Source organism: Catellatospora chokoriensis (assembly GCF_011297315.1).
Classification (GTDB): Bacteria; Actinomycetota; Actinomycetes; order Mycobacteriales; family Micromonosporaceae; genus Catellatospora; species Catellatospora citrea.
Map to the genome: position 1 here is coordinate 152,145 of NZ_JAAOTI010000017.1, position 14,759 is coordinate 166,903.

Annotated in this window: 14 protein-coding genes; 4 read left to right on the forward strand and 10 right to left on the reverse strand. The window is 73.2% G+C overall.

Going from position 1 to position 14,759, the window contains the following annotated elements; genetic code table 11:
- Positions 1–56: 56 nt before the first annotated feature.
- Together HAV39_RS25150 and HAV39_RS25155 are read right to left on the reverse strand one after the other, a co-directional pair.
- Positions 57–920, reverse strand: coding sequence for a hypothetical protein (locus tag HAV39_RS25150; protein WP_191841612.1), 864 nt, complete (start codon positions 918–920; stop codon positions 57–59).
- A 190-nt stretch (positions 921–1,110) separates the two neighbouring features.
- Entirely contained in the window at positions 1,111–2,538 is a 1,428-nt protein-coding gene (locus HAV39_RS25155) for a dihydroorotase (RefSeq protein ID WP_191841613.1), read from the reverse strand.
- Positions 2,539–2,615: 77 nt separating this feature from the next.
- Between HAV39_RS25155 and HAV39_RS25160 the strand changes: the two genes are divergently transcribed.
- The 3 genes from HAV39_RS25160 to HAV39_RS25170 all read left to right on the forward strand — a co-directional run bounded on the left by HAV39_RS25160 (position 2,616) and on the right by HAV39_RS25170 (position 6,330).
- Positions 2,616–3,812, forward strand: a complete 1,197-nt coding sequence (locus tag HAV39_RS25160) for a CaiB/BaiF CoA transferase family protein (RefSeq protein ID WP_191841614.1) — start codon at positions 2,616–2,618, stop codon at positions 3,810–3,812.
- On the forward strand, positions 3,812–4,795 hold the full coding sequence (locus HAV39_RS25165) for a cyclase family protein (RefSeq protein ID WP_191841615.1): 984 nt from the start codon (positions 3,812–3,814) through the stop codon (positions 4,793–4,795). The genes HAV39_RS25160 and HAV39_RS25165 overlap by 1 nt, the downstream gene beginning before the upstream one ends.
- Before the next feature lie 164 nt (positions 4,796–4,959).
- The gene (locus HAV39_RS25170; protein ID WP_239120931.1) at positions 4,960–6,330 is read left to right on the forward strand and encodes an MmgE/PrpD family protein; all 1,371 of its coding nucleotides are present in this window, start codon (positions 4,960–4,962) and stop codon (positions 6,328–6,330) included.
- Between the two features lie 10 nt (positions 6,331–6,340).
- Here HAV39_RS25170 and HAV39_RS25175 read toward each other — a convergent pair whose 3' ends face one another.
- Both HAV39_RS25175 and HAV39_RS25180 read right to left on the reverse strand, forming a co-directional pair.
- On the reverse strand, positions 6,341–7,813 hold the full coding sequence (locus tag HAV39_RS25175) for an alanine/glycine:cation symporter family protein (RefSeq protein ID WP_203736657.1): 1,473 nt from the start codon (positions 7,811–7,813) through the stop codon (positions 6,341–6,343).
- A 129-nt stretch (positions 7,814–7,942) separates the two neighbouring features.
- On the reverse strand, positions 7,943–9,409 hold the full coding sequence (locus HAV39_RS25180) for an RICIN domain-containing protein (protein WP_191841618.1): 1,467 nt from the start codon (positions 9,407–9,409) through the stop codon (positions 7,943–7,945).
- A 174-nt stretch (positions 9,410–9,583) separates the two neighbouring features.
- Here HAV39_RS25180 and HAV39_RS25185 point away from each other — a divergent pair, with 174 nt between their 5' ends.
- The gene (locus tag HAV39_RS25185; protein WP_191841619.1) at positions 9,584–10,267 is read left to right on the forward strand and encodes an FAD-dependent oxidoreductase; all 684 of its coding nucleotides are present in this window, start codon (positions 9,584–9,586) and stop codon (positions 10,265–10,267) included.
- A gap of 96 nt (positions 10,268–10,363) precedes the next feature.
- On the opposite strand, the gene HAV39_RS25190 is transcribed toward HAV39_RS25185, so the two are convergent.
- Genes HAV39_RS25190 through HAV39_RS25215 form a run of 6 tightly spaced genes read right to left on the reverse strand, consistent with a single transcriptional unit; the run spans position 10,364 to position 14,755 of the window.
- Positions 10,364–11,221, reverse strand: a complete 858-nt coding sequence (locus HAV39_RS25190; RefSeq protein WP_191841620.1) for an HpcH/HpaI aldolase/citrate lyase family protein — start codon at positions 11,219–11,221, stop codon at positions 10,364–10,366.
- Positions 11,218–12,381, reverse strand: coding sequence for an acyl-CoA dehydrogenase family protein (locus tag HAV39_RS25195; protein ID WP_191841621.1), 1,164 nt, complete (start codon positions 12,379–12,381; stop codon positions 11,218–11,220). Before HAV39_RS25195 ends, HAV39_RS25190 begins: the two co-directional genes overlap by 4 nt.
- Positions 12,382–12,385: 4 nt before the next feature.
- Positions 12,386–12,769 (reverse strand): Zn-ribbon domain-containing OB-fold protein, encoded by a 384-nt coding sequence (locus HAV39_RS25200; RefSeq protein ID WP_191841622.1) that lies wholly within the window; start codon positions 12,767–12,769, stop codon positions 12,386–12,388.
- Positions 12,766–13,878, reverse strand: coding sequence for a thiolase C-terminal domain-containing protein (locus HAV39_RS25205; protein WP_191841623.1), 1,113 nt, complete (start codon positions 13,876–13,878; stop codon positions 12,766–12,768). The genes HAV39_RS25200 and HAV39_RS25205 overlap by 4 nt, the downstream gene beginning before the upstream one ends.
- Positions 13,875–14,294, reverse strand: coding sequence for a MaoC/PaaZ C-terminal domain-containing protein (locus tag HAV39_RS25210; RefSeq protein WP_191841624.1), 420 nt, complete (start codon positions 14,292–14,294; stop codon positions 13,875–13,877). Before HAV39_RS25210 ends, HAV39_RS25205 begins: the two co-directional genes overlap by 4 nt.
- On the reverse strand, positions 14,291–14,755 hold the full coding sequence (locus HAV39_RS25215) for an FAS1-like dehydratase domain-containing protein (protein WP_203736658.1): 465 nt from the start codon (positions 14,753–14,755) through the stop codon (positions 14,291–14,293). The genes HAV39_RS25210 and HAV39_RS25215 overlap by 4 nt, the downstream gene beginning before the upstream one ends.
- Positions 14,756–14,759: the final 4 nt, after the last annotated feature.

Here is a 14,759-nt window from a genome sequence, read left to right on the forward strand (position 1 = left end):
CCCGGGCCGACGCGCCGACCGCGCGACGGCCCGGGCGCCTCTGTCCGGCCGGGCGCTCAGGCGGCGCAGATCGCGAGCGCCGTCGCCTGCCAGGGCGTGCTCATGCCGTACGCCATCTGGCGGGCGCTGACCGAGACCGTGTCGCTCGTCGTCCACGGCATCATCGCCTCGATCTTCGCGCCGTTGTCCGCGCCCGCGAGCGCACCTCCGACGCCGTGCACCGTCGTGCCCGGCGGGCAGTACGCCACCACGGCCTTGTCCGACGTGCTGAACGGGCTCGACGCGTACGCCCGCTGCTGGCCGGGCACCGGGGCGACGCAGATCGCCCACACGTCGCCGTATCCGGTCACGTCGGCGTAGTCGCCGGGCGCCGCCTCACGGGCCCGGTTCCATTGCACGGTCACCATGCCCAGGTCCGCGTCCACGACCAGGTCGTCCAGGATGTACGGCGACTTGTGCACACTGCCGCCCAGCCCGATCGCCTTGCGCCCCTTCGGGCAGTATGCCTTGGCGGTGCCGGTGGTCTGGCCCGCCAGGGTCGTGAACTCGGTGTGCACGATGCTGTGGCCGGTGACCCCGGTCCCGCAGATCGCCCAGGACTGCACCGCCCACGGGGTCGCGACGATCAGCACGCCGTCGCGGTAGGCGGCGTGCTCGTACGCGATCGCCGACCAGGCCCGGCCGTCGGAGCGCGGACCGGAGTGGTTGAGCTGCACCACGCCGTTGCCGCCGATGACCCGGCCGCCGCCGCCCAGCAGCAGCGTGCCGGTCGGGCAGGCCGCCTCAGCGATCTTGAAGGCGAGATTGGTCGGAGTGGTCGCGGAGACCACGACCCGTCCGGACACGGCAGCCGCCGGCACGGCAGGAACGAGGGCGGCGGCCAAGGCCACCACAGCGACTACGGCAAGGCGACGACTCATGACGGCCCTCACAGATCGGGTAGCGATTCCCCCGATCGTCCCGACACCCACCTCCCCACGCGAGCCCCCCGCCGCCAACCCGACAACACCCCGGGGCACCTCGGGCGCCTCGGGCGGCAGTTTCGGGGAAAGTGGCGGAATCGGCGCGCGGTTTCGTGCACTTTCCCCGAAACTGCAGGCGCGACGGGCGTCAGCGGGCGACGAAGCGGCCGGAGGGGGTGCCCAGGACCTTGCCGTCGCGGTAGGCGAGGCGGCCGCCGATGACGGTGGCGATGGGCCAGCCCTTGACCTTGTGGCCTTCGAAGGGGCAGTGGTCCTGGCCGGAGAGCAGCAGGTCGGTGGTGACCTCCTGTTCCAGCTCCGGGTCCACGACGGTCAGGTCGGCGTCCATGCCCACCATCAGGCTGCCCTTGCGCCCGGCCAGGCCGTAGGCGCGGGCGGGATTGCCCGCGGCGAGCTCGGCGACACGCTGAGCGGACAGGCCCCGCTTGTGCAGGCCCTCGCTGAGCAGGATCGGGTACAGCAGCGCGGTGCCGCCGAAGCCGGGCAGCGCGGGCCACAGCGCGTCGCCCTTGTTCTCCTCCAGGCAGCAGGCGTGGTCGGAGGCGACCCAGTCCACGGTGCCGTCGAGCACCGCCGACCACAGCGCCTCGGTGTCCGACACGGACCGGATCGGCGGGTTGACCTTCGCACCCAGGCCGCCGCGGCGGTCCAGGCTCTCGTGGTCCAGGCACAGGTGGTGCAGGGTGACCTCGCAGCGCAGGTCGAGCCGGCCGGTGGCCTTGGCCGCGGCCGCCGCGGCGATCGCCTCGGCCGACGACAGATGCAGCAGGTTGACCGGGCAGCCGGTCGCGCCGGCCAGCGTCGTCGCCTCGCCGATGGCGACCTGCTCGGTCAGCGGCGGGCGCGCGTCGGAGTACGCCTTCAGGGTCTGCGGGTCACCCGCGGCCCGGACCCGGTCGATGAACAGCCGCATCAGCTCGGCCTGCTCGCAGTGCAGCGACAGCGAGACCCGGCGGCCCGCGCGCTGGTTCGCCGCGACCGCCTCCATGATCTGGTACAGGTGGCCGAGGTCGTACTCGTCGCTCATGGTGAACGACTTGGCGTCGCGGGAGTCGGCGGACAGGTTGAATCCCTTGTAGAACATGTAGTACTTGAACGAGCTGACGCCGTGCTCGTCGATCAGCGCGGGCACCTCGCCGACCTGCGCGGTGTCCATCGGCGCGAGGTGGAAGCCGTAGTCGGTCCAGGCGTGCCCGGCCACCGCGTCCAGCACCTGCGGGAAGATCTCGCCGTAGGGGCCGGTGCGGTTGAGGTAGTGCTGGCCGGTGCGGAAGTAGGACAGCACCGTGGTCACCCCGCCGACCAGCGAGGAGCGGGTCTCCTCGGCGGCGTCCAGGGCCAGGTCCCTGTAGATGCCCAGGTGGTAGTGGGCGTCGACGGCACCGGGGAAGACCAGCCGGTCCTGCGCCGAGACGACCTCGTCGGCCGCGGCCGGGTCGAGGTCGTCGGCGATCGCCGCGATCTTCCCGTCGCGTACGGCGAGATCGGCGCGTACCGTGCCGGCATACGGCAGCACCAGTGTTCCGTCCTTGACCAGCAGATCGTATCGTGCCACGGTGGTCCTCCCAGGAGTGCGTTTCGCACACTGTAACGAGGTTTCCTTTTTGAGGGTAGGGCGTGTACGGTTCCCCCATGCCGCCCGCCGCCCTGTCCGGCGTCACCGTCGTCGACGCCGCGACCCTTTTCGCCGGACCCCTCGCCGCGACGATCCTCGGCGACTACGGCGCGGACGTGATCAAGATCGAGCACCCGGCCAAGGGCGACCCGTCCCGGGGACACGGCCCGGCCCGCGACGGGGTGCCGCTGTGGTGGACCATGCTGGGGCGCAACAAGCAGACGGTCACCCTCGACCTCGGTCGCGCCGAGGGGGCGGCACTGGCCCGGCGGCTGCTGTCCGAAGCCGACGTGCTCATCGAGAACTTCCGGCCCGGCACCCTGGAGCGCTGGGGCCTGTCGCCCGAAGCCCTGCACGAGGTCAACCCGCGCCTGGTCGTCGCCCGGGTCACCGCGTTCGGCCAGCACGGCCCGTACGCCCACCGGCCCGGGTTCGGCACGCTCGCCGAGGCGATGAGCGGCTTCGCCGCGATCACCGGCGCACCCGACGGGCCGCCCACCCTGCCGCCGTTCGGGCTGGCCGACGGCATCTCCGCGCTGACCTGCGCGCAGGCGGTGATGACCGCGCTCTACCACCGCGACGCGCGCGGCGGCACCGGGCAGGTGATCGACCTGGCCATCGTCGAGCCGATGCTGACCGTGCTGGGCATGCAGGCCATGGCGTACGACCAGCTCGGGCTCGTGCAGCAGCGCACGGGCAACCGCTCGGTCAACAACGCGCCGCGCAACACGTACCGCACCCGCGACAGCCGCTGGGTCGCCGTGTCGACCAGCGCCCAGGCCATCGCCGAACGGGTCATGCACCTGGTCGGCCACCCCGAGGTCATCGCCGAGCCCTGGTTCGCCACCGGCGCGGGCCGCGCCGCGCACGCCGACGAGCTGGACGCCCACGTCGGCGCCTGGATCGCGCAGCGCGACCTCGACGAGGTGGCCAAGGCGTTCGACGAGGCCCAGGCCGCGGTCGCGCCGATCTACGACATCGCCGACGTCTTCGCCGACCCGCAGTTCACCGCCCTGGACTCGATCACCACGATCGAGGACCCCGCGCTCGGGCCGCTGCGCATGCCCAACGTGCTCTACCGGATGTCGCAGACGCCCGGCCGGATCGGCTGGACCGGTCGGCCCCGCGGAGCCGACAACGACGCCGTCTACCGCGACCGGCTCGGCCTCACCGACGACGAGCTGACCGCACTGCGCGACACCGGGGTGATCTGATGCAGGGCCTCGACCAGGACCGGCACGCACTGCTGCCGGCACCGAGCGGCCGGTCGCGGCCGGCATCAGCCGCCTCGGTCGACACCTCGACACCGCACGGCACGGTCCCGCAGAGCGGCATCGCGACACCCGACAGCGGTGCGGCCCGGCCCGGCCTCGCCACGCCGAGCGGCGGATTCGGCAGCACGGTCACACCGTGGGAGGCACTGCGCGGGCGGCGAGTGATCGACCTGGCGCAGCCGATGCGGCGGGGCATGCCGCAGTCGCCGAACCACCCGCCGTTCCGGATGGCGCTGGAGCGCCGGCACGGCGACATGACCAGGCCCGACGGCGGCTCCGCGGCCAACGAGCTGATCGTGACCGGCGGGCACGTCGGCACGCACGTCGACGCGCTGTCGCACGTGTCGCAGGACGGCCTGCTGCACGGCGGCCGCCCCGCCGGCCCGCTGCAGTCCCACCTGGGCTTCAGCGACCTCGGCATCGACACGTTCCCGCCCTACCTGGGCCGCGCCGTGATCCTGGACGTGGCCCGGGTACACGGCGTGGACGTGCTTCCCGCCGGGTACGCGATCACGCCCGACGACCTCGGCCGCGCCGCGAGAGACCTGACCCTCGTCCCCGGCGAGGTGATCCTCATCGGCACCGGCTGGTCCCGCCGCTGGTCCGAACACGACGCCTTCATCGGTGCCCGCGACGGCACCCCCGGCCCGGACGAGGCCGCCGCGCACTGGCTGGCCGCGCACTCCCCCGCTGCCGTCGGGGCGGAGACCATCGCCTTCGAGCACATCCCGGCCGGACGCGGCCACGCCGTGCTGCCCGCGCACCGGGTGCTGCTGGTGGAGCACGGCGTCCACATCGTGGAGACGATGAACCTCGACCCGCTGCTGGCCACCGGTGCCCGCGAGATCCTGCTCGTGCTCAACCCGCTGCCCCTGGTCGGCGCGACCGGCGCCCCTGTCCGCCCCCTGGCGGTGCTCGCATGACCCCCGGACCCGACCCCATCGGGGCCGCCATCGCTTCCCGCGCCACCGATCCCGGTGCCCCTGCTCCCGGTGCCCCTGCTCCCGGAGCCGCTGCTCCCGGTGCTGCTGGTTCCGGAGCTGCTGGTTCCGGAGCTGCTGGTTCCGGTCCCGGGTCGCCTGTCGCCGTGGACAAGGCGGTGCACCGGCTCGCGGAATTCGCCGTGGGCTGCCGGGACGGCGTGGTCCCGGACGGGGTGCCGGGGCGCATCCTCGACATCCTCGGGCTGGCGCTGGCCGCGCAGGACGATCCGGCGGTGCGGGCGGTGCTCGCGTCGGTGCGCCGGTGGGGCGGCACGCCCGAGGCGACCGTGATCGGCGCGGGAGACCGGCTGCCCGCGCCCGCCGCGGCGCTGGTCAACGGGGTCATGGCGCACGCGCTCGACTTCGACGACACGCACCTGCCGTCGGTGCTGCACCCGAGCGCGAGCATCGTGCCTGCCGCGCTGGCCGCCGCCGAGGCCGTCGGTGCGGACGGTCCCGCGCTGGTCCGCGCGGTCGCCGCCGGGATAGAGATCTGCAACCGGCTCGGCATGGCCGCCTACGACCGGGAGCTGCGCAACTCCGTCTTCTTCGAACACGGCCTGCACGCCACCTCGATCTGCGGCACGATCGGCGGGGCCGCCGCCGCGGGGCTGCTGTACGGGCTGGACGCGGCCGGGATCGGGCACGCGATGGGCATCGCCGCGTCCATGGGCGCGGGGCTGCTGGAGGCCAACCGGACCGGTGGCACGGTCAAGAAGGCGCACTGCGGCTGGGCCGCGCACGCCGGGGTCAGCGCCGCCGTGTTCGCCGCCGACGGGCTCACCGGGCCGCCGACGGTGCTGGAGGGGCGTTTCGGCTTCTTCGCCGCGTACACCTCGGGGGTCTTCGACGCCGACGCCCTGCTCGGCGGCCTGGGCGAGCGGTGGGAACTGTCCCGGACCGTCTACAAGCCCTACCCGACCAACCATTTCACGCATCCGGGCATCGACTGCGCGCTCGCGCTGCGGGCGGCCGGGCTGCGCGCCGCCGACGTGGCGTCGATCGAGCTGGGGGTGGCCGCGCCCGTGCTGCGCACCATCGCCGAGCCCGCCGCCGACAAGGCCCGCCCGCAGACGGCGTACCACGGGAAGTTCTCCGGGCCGTACACGGTCGCCGCGGCGCTGCTCGGCGGGGGCGGGCTCGGCGTGGGCACGGCCGACTTCCGCGAGCTGGACGAAGCCGTGCTGGCGCTGGCGGCGCGGGTGACCTGCGTGGCCGACGAGCGCGCCACCGAGCTGTTCCCGAACGCGTTCGCGGCCGTGCTGCGGGTCCGCACCACCGGCGGCAGGCTGCTCGAACACCGGGTCGACTCGTCGCGAGGCAGCGAGCGTCACCCGCTGAGCAGCGCCGACCTGGACCTCAAGTTCCGCCTGAACGCCGCCGGCCTGTCCACCGCGCAGGCCGCGGCGGTGTCGGCGGCCACGCGCGCGCTTCGCCCGGCCGCCGAGCTGCTGGCGCTGACGCGGCCCCGCTGACCGGCCCGCCCTAGGGCCAGACGTCGCCGACCAGCGGCCGGGGCAGGTGCGGGTTGCCGGTCGCGGTGAAGGCGGGCTCACGGCCGCCGCGCGCGGCCGCCTCGAAGTCGTCGAGCATCCCGAACGCCCACTTGCCGAGCAGCAGGATCGCGGTCAGGTTCACCAGCGCCATGAGCGCCATCGCGACGTCGGCGAGCGCCCATACCGGCTCCAGCGCCACCACCGAGCCGATCGCGACCGCCACCAGCACCACGATCCGGAACGCCGTCTCCACGGCCGGGCTCGCGCGCAGGAAGTCGAGGTTGACCAGGGCGTACGAGGAGTTGCCCAGGATCGACGAGAACGCGAACACGGTGACCAGCACGGCCATCAGCCAGTTGCTCCAACCGCCGAGCTGGGCCGCGACGGCCGCCTGGGTCAGCGACGCGCCGGTGTCCGCCGTCGCCTGGCCCGGCCGGTACACGTCGTCCCCGCCGAGCATCACGATGAAGGCCGTGGCGGTGCAGATCAGGATGGTGTCGACGAAGACGCCCAGCGACTGGATCAGGCCCTGCCGCGCGGGATGGGTCGTGGTCGCGGTGGCCGCCGCGTTGGGGGCGCTGCCCATGCCGGCCTCGTTGGAGAACAGGCCGCGCTTGGCGCCGTTGAGCAGCGCGGCGCTGATCCCGCCCGCGACACCGGCCAGGGCCGGGTCCAGGCCGAACGCCGACTTCACGATCGTGGCGAGCATGCCCGGCACCTCGCCGAGGTTGAGCAGCACGATCAGCGCGGCCAACAGCAGGTAGACCGCCGCCATGACCGGCACCACGTATTCGGCGACCCGCGCGATGCGCCGGATGCCGCCGAACAGCACGGGCGCGGTCGCCAGCACCAGCACCAGCGCCACCCCGAGCTGGCGGTCGCTGGAGCGCAGGGTGCTGACCACGTCGGCGATCGTGTTGGCCTGCACCATGTTGAACGCGATGCCGAAGGTGAGGATCAGCAGCACCGCGAAGACCTTGCCCCAGGTCCGCGAGCCCAGCCCGCGCTGGATGTAGGTGGCGGGGCCGCCGCGGAACGCACCGTCGGGCCCGCGCACCTTGAACACCTGCGCGAGCGTCGCCTCCACGAACGCGGTCGCCATGCCGACCAGGCCGACCACCCACATCCAGAAGATCGCGCCGGGCCCGCCGAGGGTCAGCGCGATGGCCACCCCGGCGATGTTGCCGGTGCCCACCCGGGACGCCAGGCCCACGCAGAACGCCTGGAACGACGAGACCCCGGTGTCCTCGCCGGAGCGCGACCCGCGCATCTCGGAGATCATCTTGGGGAACAGCCGGAACTGCACGGCGCGGGTCCGCAGGGTGAAGTAGAGGCCCGCGCCGATGAGCAGGTAGACCAGCACGTAGTTCCAGAGGAACGCGCTGACCGGGTCGATCAGCGACTGCTGGATGAAGTCCACCGTGCACCCTCCGCCGACGTCGACGTCCCGCTCGATTGTCAACCCATCGGACCGCCCAATACCCCCAAACAGCCACATTCGCCCCGCACCGCCTCGACCGAACCCGGGAAGGGCGCCGTCCCATCGCTCCGCGATGTAGAAGGTGCCCTTCCCGACGTCGGCTACGGGAGCTCAGCGCCAGAACCAGACCTGGTTGGACTGCGGACCGGCGCCGCACGCCCACAGGATCGTGGTGGTGCCGTTGGCCGTGCCCCAGGCGTCGGCGTCGAGGCACTTGCCCGACGCCGGGTTGACCATGTTGCCGTTCGCCTGCATGACCCACTGCTGCGCCGAGTTGTTCAGGCAGGTCCACAGCCGCACCACGGCCCCGTCGGCGGTGCTCGCGCCCGCCACGTCCAGGCACTTGCCCGAGTTCGGGTTGACCAGCGTGTTGCCGACCTGCCGCCACTGCTGCGCCGGGTTGTTCAGGCAGTCCCACAGCTGCGTCTTCGTGCCGTCCTCGGTCCGCCCGCCCGACACGTCCAGGCAGCGGCCCGACACCGGGTTCCCGATCGGCCGCGCGGGCGCGCCGCCGCCGCGGATCAGGAACAGGTTGTCCGCGACGTTGAAGTTGTTCGCCAGGTACGACCCGGCCGCCGGGTTGGTGCTGTAGTAGTCGTCGTGCCGGCAGTCCAGCCGCTCGTCATGGGACCGGTCGCCGCAGACGAAGCGCATCGGCGGGTGGTTCGGCTCGTCGGAGTAGCACATCACGTCCCACTCGTCGGTGCAGTGCGCGCCGCCGGAGGCGTTGGGGGCGTTGTTGTTCACCGCACCCAGGTTGTGCCCCAGCTCGTGGCTGGCCACGGCGGCCGTCCAGCAGCCGTTGTCGGACCGGCCGTACTCCGGGCCGAAGTTGGACCGGTTGTCGTCGGTCTTGCGGGTGTCCCCGGCGAAGCCGCCGATGCCGCAGTACACGTTCGCCTCGACCAGCATCACGTACTTGCGGTCGGTGCGGCTGTAGCCCTGCGCCCGCACCGCGTTGACGCTGGCCCCGAACTCGCCCAGGGCCGACTGGGCGACCTGCACCCGGCGCACCACGGGCCGGCACGCGCCGTTGACGTTCTCGGTGACGAAGCGGATGTGCCGCTCGCCGCCGGTCTCCCGGGCGCTCTCGTTGTAGATCACGTCCATGCCCTCGGCGAGGGTGCGGAACGTCTCCCGGTACTGGTCGTACCGGTTGGTGGCGCCGTGCACGTAGAGCACCTCGACGCGGCGGCCGGACACCCCGTCGCCCTCGCAGACGGCCAGCGCCGCCGGGGCGGACAGGGCCTGCGTGGCGGGGATGCGCCGGTTCACGGCCAGCCCCGCGGGCGGGGCGTCGGGGCCGTGCGTGCACATGACCGGCGTGACCGCGACGACGCGCATGCCGCCGACGCACGGACCGGCGGTGTCGGCGGTCAGGCCCCGGTGGACCAGCCCGCGGTCGGGGTCGTCGGCGGGCAGCGCGATCGGCCTGGCGTCCGCGCCGAACGCGCGGAACTCCGGGGCCGGATCGGCGGGGCGGGCGGTGGCCGAGCCGGTGAGCACCGTCGCCAGGAGCAGCAGCGCGGTGGCCGCGAGCGGTGCGACCGCCCGGCCGCGGGACAGTTGCAGAGCCATGGGCGTGGCTCCTCTCCGAAGGGTGGGGAGCCCAGAAGCTATCCGCGGCCCACCTCCGGAGTCGATGGTTTTCGATACTCCTATGGCTTCACCGCGGGCATCGGTCCGGCGGTTCTGGACGCGGCCGCGCGATCAGGCGAGGATGTGCGACAGCGAGCGAGGAGAGACAGCCCCATGGCCCGACTGCACCTGATCGGCAGCACCCACGAGTACGGCGACGTGGTGACGTACCGCTTCCGCCCGCAGGGCGACCTGAGCTTCGCGCCCGGCGAGTACGGGCACCTGTTCTTCCCGCAGTTGCTGCGGCGGTTCGCCAAGCCGGTGCGGGAGATCTCGTTCGCCTCCGCACCCGGCGACGACGAGGTCTGGTTCACCCTCGACCACGCCTCCGGGTCGCCGTTCCAACAGCATTTCCGGTCGCTGGCACCGGGTGCGGCGATGCAGGTGTTCGGCATCGGCGGCCATCTGAAGCTGCCCGAGGACCCGACCCGGCCGCTCGTGCTCGTCGGCGGCGGCATCGGCGTGACGCCGTTCCGCTCGATCCTGCGCCACCTGCGCGTACACCAGCCGCAGACCCCGGTCGCGCTGGTCCACGCGGCGCGCGCGGACTACCTGTTCGGCACGGAGTTCGCGGCCATGCCGATCGCGTACCACCAGGTCGGCCGAGCCGAGCTCGCCGACACCCTGGCCGCCGTCGGCGACGTCGAGCCGCCCGCGGCATACCTGGTGGCCGGATCGGACGCGTTCATCTCCGGCGCGGTCGAGCACCTGCACAACGCAGGCGTCCCGCACGGCTCCATCCAGACCGACACCTTCAAGGGCCTGCACGACCTCGACGCCGCCACCGCCGTGCCTTGATCGTCTGACTTGCCTGGCACCCGCGCATATCTTGAACGGTGATTCGCACAGGTGCCAGGCAAGTCGAGCGATCTTGCCCGCTGGGGCGAGCCTGGGTCAGTCCTGGGTGAGGAGGCGGCGGGCGGAGCGGACCACGGCCTCGTCGACCAGGTGGCCGTGGGCGTCCAGGCAGACGCCGGAGCCGTCCCGCATCGCCTGCTCGTGCCGGGCCACCAGATCACGGGCCGCGGCGAGTTCCGGCTCCGTCGGGGTGAAGACCTCGTGCACCACCGGGAGCTGGGCCGGATGGATGCAGGCCCGGCCGCGGAAACCCAGCCGTTGGAGAGCGACCGTCGAAGCGCGCAGGGCGTCGAGGTCGCGGAAGTTCACCGAGACCGGCGCGACCGGCGGGGCGATGCCCGCCGCCGCGCCGGCCAGCACGGCCTGCGAGCGGGCCCAGAGCAGCTCGCGCTCGTCCGGTCCGAGGGTGACGCCCAGGTCAGCGGCCAGATCCGCCTCACCCAGCTGCAACCGCGCCACCCGTGGCCCGCGCGCGATCGCCGGGGCGGCCAGCACCGCCGCCGCCGACTCCAGCAGCGGCACGACCTTCGTCGAGCCCACCACCAGCCCCGCCGCCGCCTCCAGCCCGGCCAGCACACCGTCCAGTGCGGACAGCTGCGCCACCGACTCCGTCTTCGCCACACACAACCCGGCCAGCCCCGGCCCGACCACCGCCGCCGCGTCGGCGTGCCCCAACTCCCCCGGATTCACCCGCACCCACACCCGCGGCCGCGCCGCCCCGTCCACGGCAGCAGCCGCATCCGCCAGGAAGTCGGCCACCGCGGCGCGGGCGGCGTCCTTCCCGGACGGGGGTACGGCGTCCTCCAGGTCGACGATGAGGGCGTCCGCGCCGACGGTCAGCGCCTTGGCCAGCTTCACCGGGTTGTCGCCGGGCACGTACAGGTAGGACCTCATCCGATCGCGCCCTTGCCGGCCAGCAGCGCGCGGGCGATGACGATGCGCTGGATGTCGTTCGTCCCCTCGCCGATCATCATCAGCGGCGCGTCGCGGTAGAGGCGCTCGACGCCGAACTCGGGCGAGTACCCGTACCCGCCGTGGACCTGCATCGACAGCAGGGCGCAGTCGACGGCCGCCTCGGAGGCGTGCGCCTTGGCCATGCCCGCCTCCAGGTCGACGCGGTGTCCGGCGTCGGCGCGCGACGCGGCCCAGTGCACCAGCAGCCGCGACGACTGCACCTTCATCGCCATGTCCGCGAGCTTGAGCTGGATCGCCTGGAACTCGCCGATCTTCTGCCCGAACGCCTCCCGCTGGTTCGCGTACGCCAGCGCGGTGTCGTAGGCCTCCTGCGCGATGCCCAGCGCCCGCGCGGCGACGTTGATCCGCCCGATCTCCAACCCGGACAGCACCTGCTGCATACCCCGTCCCTCGACCCCGCCGAGCAGTGCCGTCGCGGGCACCCGCACCTCGTCGAACACGAGCTCGCACGACTCGGGACCCTTGTAGCCGAGCTTCGGCAGGTCGCGCAGCACCTCGAAGCCGGGCGTGCCGGCCTCGACGAGCAGCACCGACATCCCCCGGTGCGCGGGGTCGGCGGACGGGTCGGTCTTGCACAGCACCGGCAACGGATCGGCATGCCGGGCGTTGGTGATCCAGGTCTTGCGCCCGTTCAGCACGTAGTGGTCGCCGTCGCGGCGGGCCGTGGTGCGGATGCCCTGCAGGTCGGTGCCCGCGTCGGGTTCGGTCAGCGCGATGCCGGTGCGGCGTGCTCCGGTGGCGAGTTCGGGCAAGTAGCGGTCCTTCTGCTCGGCGGTGCCGTGCCGGGCGATGAGCCAGCAGGACAGCGAGTGGCTGCCCAGGATGCCCGCGATGCCCATCCACGCCCGGGCGATCTCCTCGAAGACGATCGAGAAGGAGACCAGGTCGGCACCGAGGCCGCCGTACTGCTCCGGCACGGTCAGGCCGAACAGGCCCAGCTCGCGCATGGTCGCGACGATCTCCGTCGGGTACCGGCCGGATGCCTCCCATTCCCGGGCCACCGGACGGATCTCGCGGTCGGCGAAGGCGCGGATGGTCTCGCGCAGCAGCCGCTGCTCGTCGTTGAGCTCGAAGTCCACGGGTTCACTCCTCGGTGGTGAAGACGGGCAGCGCCCGCCCGTCGGGCAGTGGCCGCCAGGCCAGGGTCACGGGCAGGTCGCACCGCGGCTCAGGTGTGCCCACCAGCGCGGTGAGCAGGATCGGCCCTTCCGCCAGCCGCACCCTGGCCACGGTGTAGGGCGCCTCGGCCGCCGGGTCGGCGGCACGGTGGATCACGGTGTACGAGTCCACGACACCCCGCCCGTCCACCGGCTCCAGCCGTGACGCGCGGCTGCCGCAACCGGTGCACAGCACGCGCGGCGGCAGCTGGGCCAGCCCGCAGCGGGCGCAGCGCTGCACCGTGAGCCGCCGCTCGCGCGTGGCGTCCCACCAGGGCGCGGTGACCTCGTCCTCGGGGATCTCGGTCACCGGACCCCCAGGATGACGGTGGCGTGGCTGGACGCGATGCCGCCGGTGCCGTGGACCAGCGCGGTGGCCGCGCCGTCGACCTGGCGTGCGCCGCACTCGCCGCGCAGCTGGCGCACCGCCTCGACCAGCAGCAGCACACCCAGCTGACCGGGATGGCAGTAGGACAGGCCGCCGCCGGTGGTGTTCACCGGCACGCCCGCCCAGTGCACCCCCGTGCCGGGCGGGCAGAAGCCGAGCTGCTCCAGGCCCAGCGGCACGCTGACGGTGAACGAGTCGTAGAGCTGGATGACGTCGATCTCCTCCGGTCGCACCGCCGCGCGGGCGAACGCGCGCGCCCCGGACGCGGCCGCGCCCGTGCTGAGCAGATCGTCCGGCGTGGCCATCGCCGCGTGGGTGACCGACTCGCCGTAGCCGAGCACGCGCACCGGTGTCTTCGCCAGGTGGCGGGCGCGGTCCAGGGAGGTCAGCACGATCGCGCCGCCGCCGTCGGTGACCAGGCAGCAGTCCAGCGCGCCCAGCGGGCTGGAGATCATCGGCGCGGCGAGCACCTCCTCGACGGTCAGCGGCCCGGCGGCGTGCCGGAACGCTGCTGGATTACGCAGCGCGTGCTCACGCGCGGCGACCGCGACGCGGGCCAGGTCGGCCCGGTCCAGCCGGTAGGTGTGCAGGTAGCGCTGCGCGGTCATGGCGTAGTAGGACAGCGGCCACAGCGGCTGGTACGGCTGCTCGAACTGCGCTTCCGGGGTGGCCGGGTCGTAGACGCCGCCGATGCGGCGGGCGCGGGCCGAGCGCTGGTTCGAGGCGAACGCGATCACCGCGACGGTGCACTGCCCGGCGGCGATGGCCTGGGCGGCGCGGGCGACGTACATCTCGAAGACGGCTCCCCCGGCGGCGGTCGAGTCCGTCCACGACGGGCACAGGCCCAGCTGGTCGGCGAGCTGCGTCGCGGGGAAGCGCCCGTGCCCGGTGGTGGCGATGCCGTCCACGTCGCACACCCGCAGCCCCGCGTCGTCGAGTGCCCGGACCACCGCCTGTGCCAGCAGGTGCTGCGTGGACAGCCCGGTCTGCCCTAGATCGCACTCGGCCGCCCCGACGATCGCGACGCTCACGGTGCCACCAGGACCACGGTCGCGCCGGCCGGGTGCACGGCGACGCGGCCGTCGTCGGCCACGGTGACCTTCAGGGTGAGGATCACCGTGTCCCCGTCGACCTCGACGACCTCGCCGGTGGCGACGACCGTCTCGCCGGCGAACACCAGCGCGGCGAAGCGCAGGTGCAGCCGGGTCAGCACGGCGCCGGGTCCGGCCCAGCCGCGCACCAGCTCGGCCAGCAGCGCGCCGAACAGCTGCCCGTCGACGACGGGCCGGGTCAGGCCGCGCCCGGCGAGGTGGTCCGGGTCGTAGTGCAGGCGGTGCCAGTCCCAGGTCGCGCCCGCGTACGCGATCATGTCGGGCAGTGTGATCGTGCGCCGTAGCTCCGGCAGCCGCTCGCCCACCGCGCTGACTCGCTCGCGATGCTCGCTCATGCGCCACCGCCCAGGTAGATCAGCGTCTCGGCGTTCACGGCCAGCAGCTCGGCGCGCTGGTTGCGGTAGGTCGCGGTGGACAGCACCACCAGCATCGGCGTGCCGCCGCCGGTGACGCGCTCGGTCATCGACTCCAGCCGCCAGGTCACCGTGAGCACGTCGGACGCGCGGGCGGGCTGGTGGAACTCGTAGGCGTTGCCGCCGCGCACCAGCCGCGCGCCGGGCACGTCGAGGTGCCAGCCGTGGCCGGGGTAACCGTCGGCGTCGGCCGGCAGGTTGGCGTACTGGTTCGTCTCGCAGATCATCGTCGGCGGCGCTTCGGGATCGTCGCCGCTGGTGTACGCCGGGTCGACGGCCCCGATCGCCTGGGCGAAGTACCGGATCGCGGCGCGACCGATCTCCTCCGGCGCGGTGTAGACCACCTCGCGTCCGAGCTGCGCCCGCAGCTGCTCGCTCAGCATGGTC

Excerpts from the sequence above, each read along its gene's own strand:
- HAV39_RS25150 (WP_191841612.1), bottom strand. The coding sequence starts at position 920 with ATGAGTCGTCGCCTTGCCGTAGTCGCTGTGGTGGCCTTGGCCGCCGCC.
- HAV39_RS25160 (WP_191841614.1), top strand. The coding sequence starts at position 2,616 with ATGCCGCCCGCCGCCCTGTCCGGCGTCACCGTCGTCGACGCCGCGACC.
- HAV39_RS25165 (WP_191841615.1), top strand. The coding sequence starts at position 3,812 with ATGCAGGGCCTCGACCAGGACCGGCACGCACTGCTGCCGGCACCGAGC.
- HAV39_RS25180 (WP_191841618.1), bottom strand. The coding sequence starts at position 9,409 with ATGGCTCTGCAACTGTCCCGCGGCCGGGCGGTCGCACCGCTCGCGGCC.
- HAV39_RS25185 (WP_191841619.1), top strand. The coding sequence starts at position 9,584 with ATGGCCCGACTGCACCTGATCGGCAGCACCCACGAGTACGGCGACGTG.
- HAV39_RS25190 (WP_191841620.1), bottom strand. The coding sequence starts at position 11,221 with ATGAGGTCCTACCTGTACGTGCCCGGCGACAACCCGGTGAAGCTGGCC.
- HAV39_RS25210 (WP_191841624.1), bottom strand. The coding sequence starts at position 14,294 with ATGAGCGAGCATCGCGAGCGAGTCAGCGCGGTGGGCGAGCGGCTGCCG.
- HAV39_RS25215 (WP_203736658.1), bottom strand. The coding sequence starts at position 14,755 with ATGCTGAGCGAGCAGCTGCGGGCGCAGCTCGGACGCGAGGTGGTCTAC.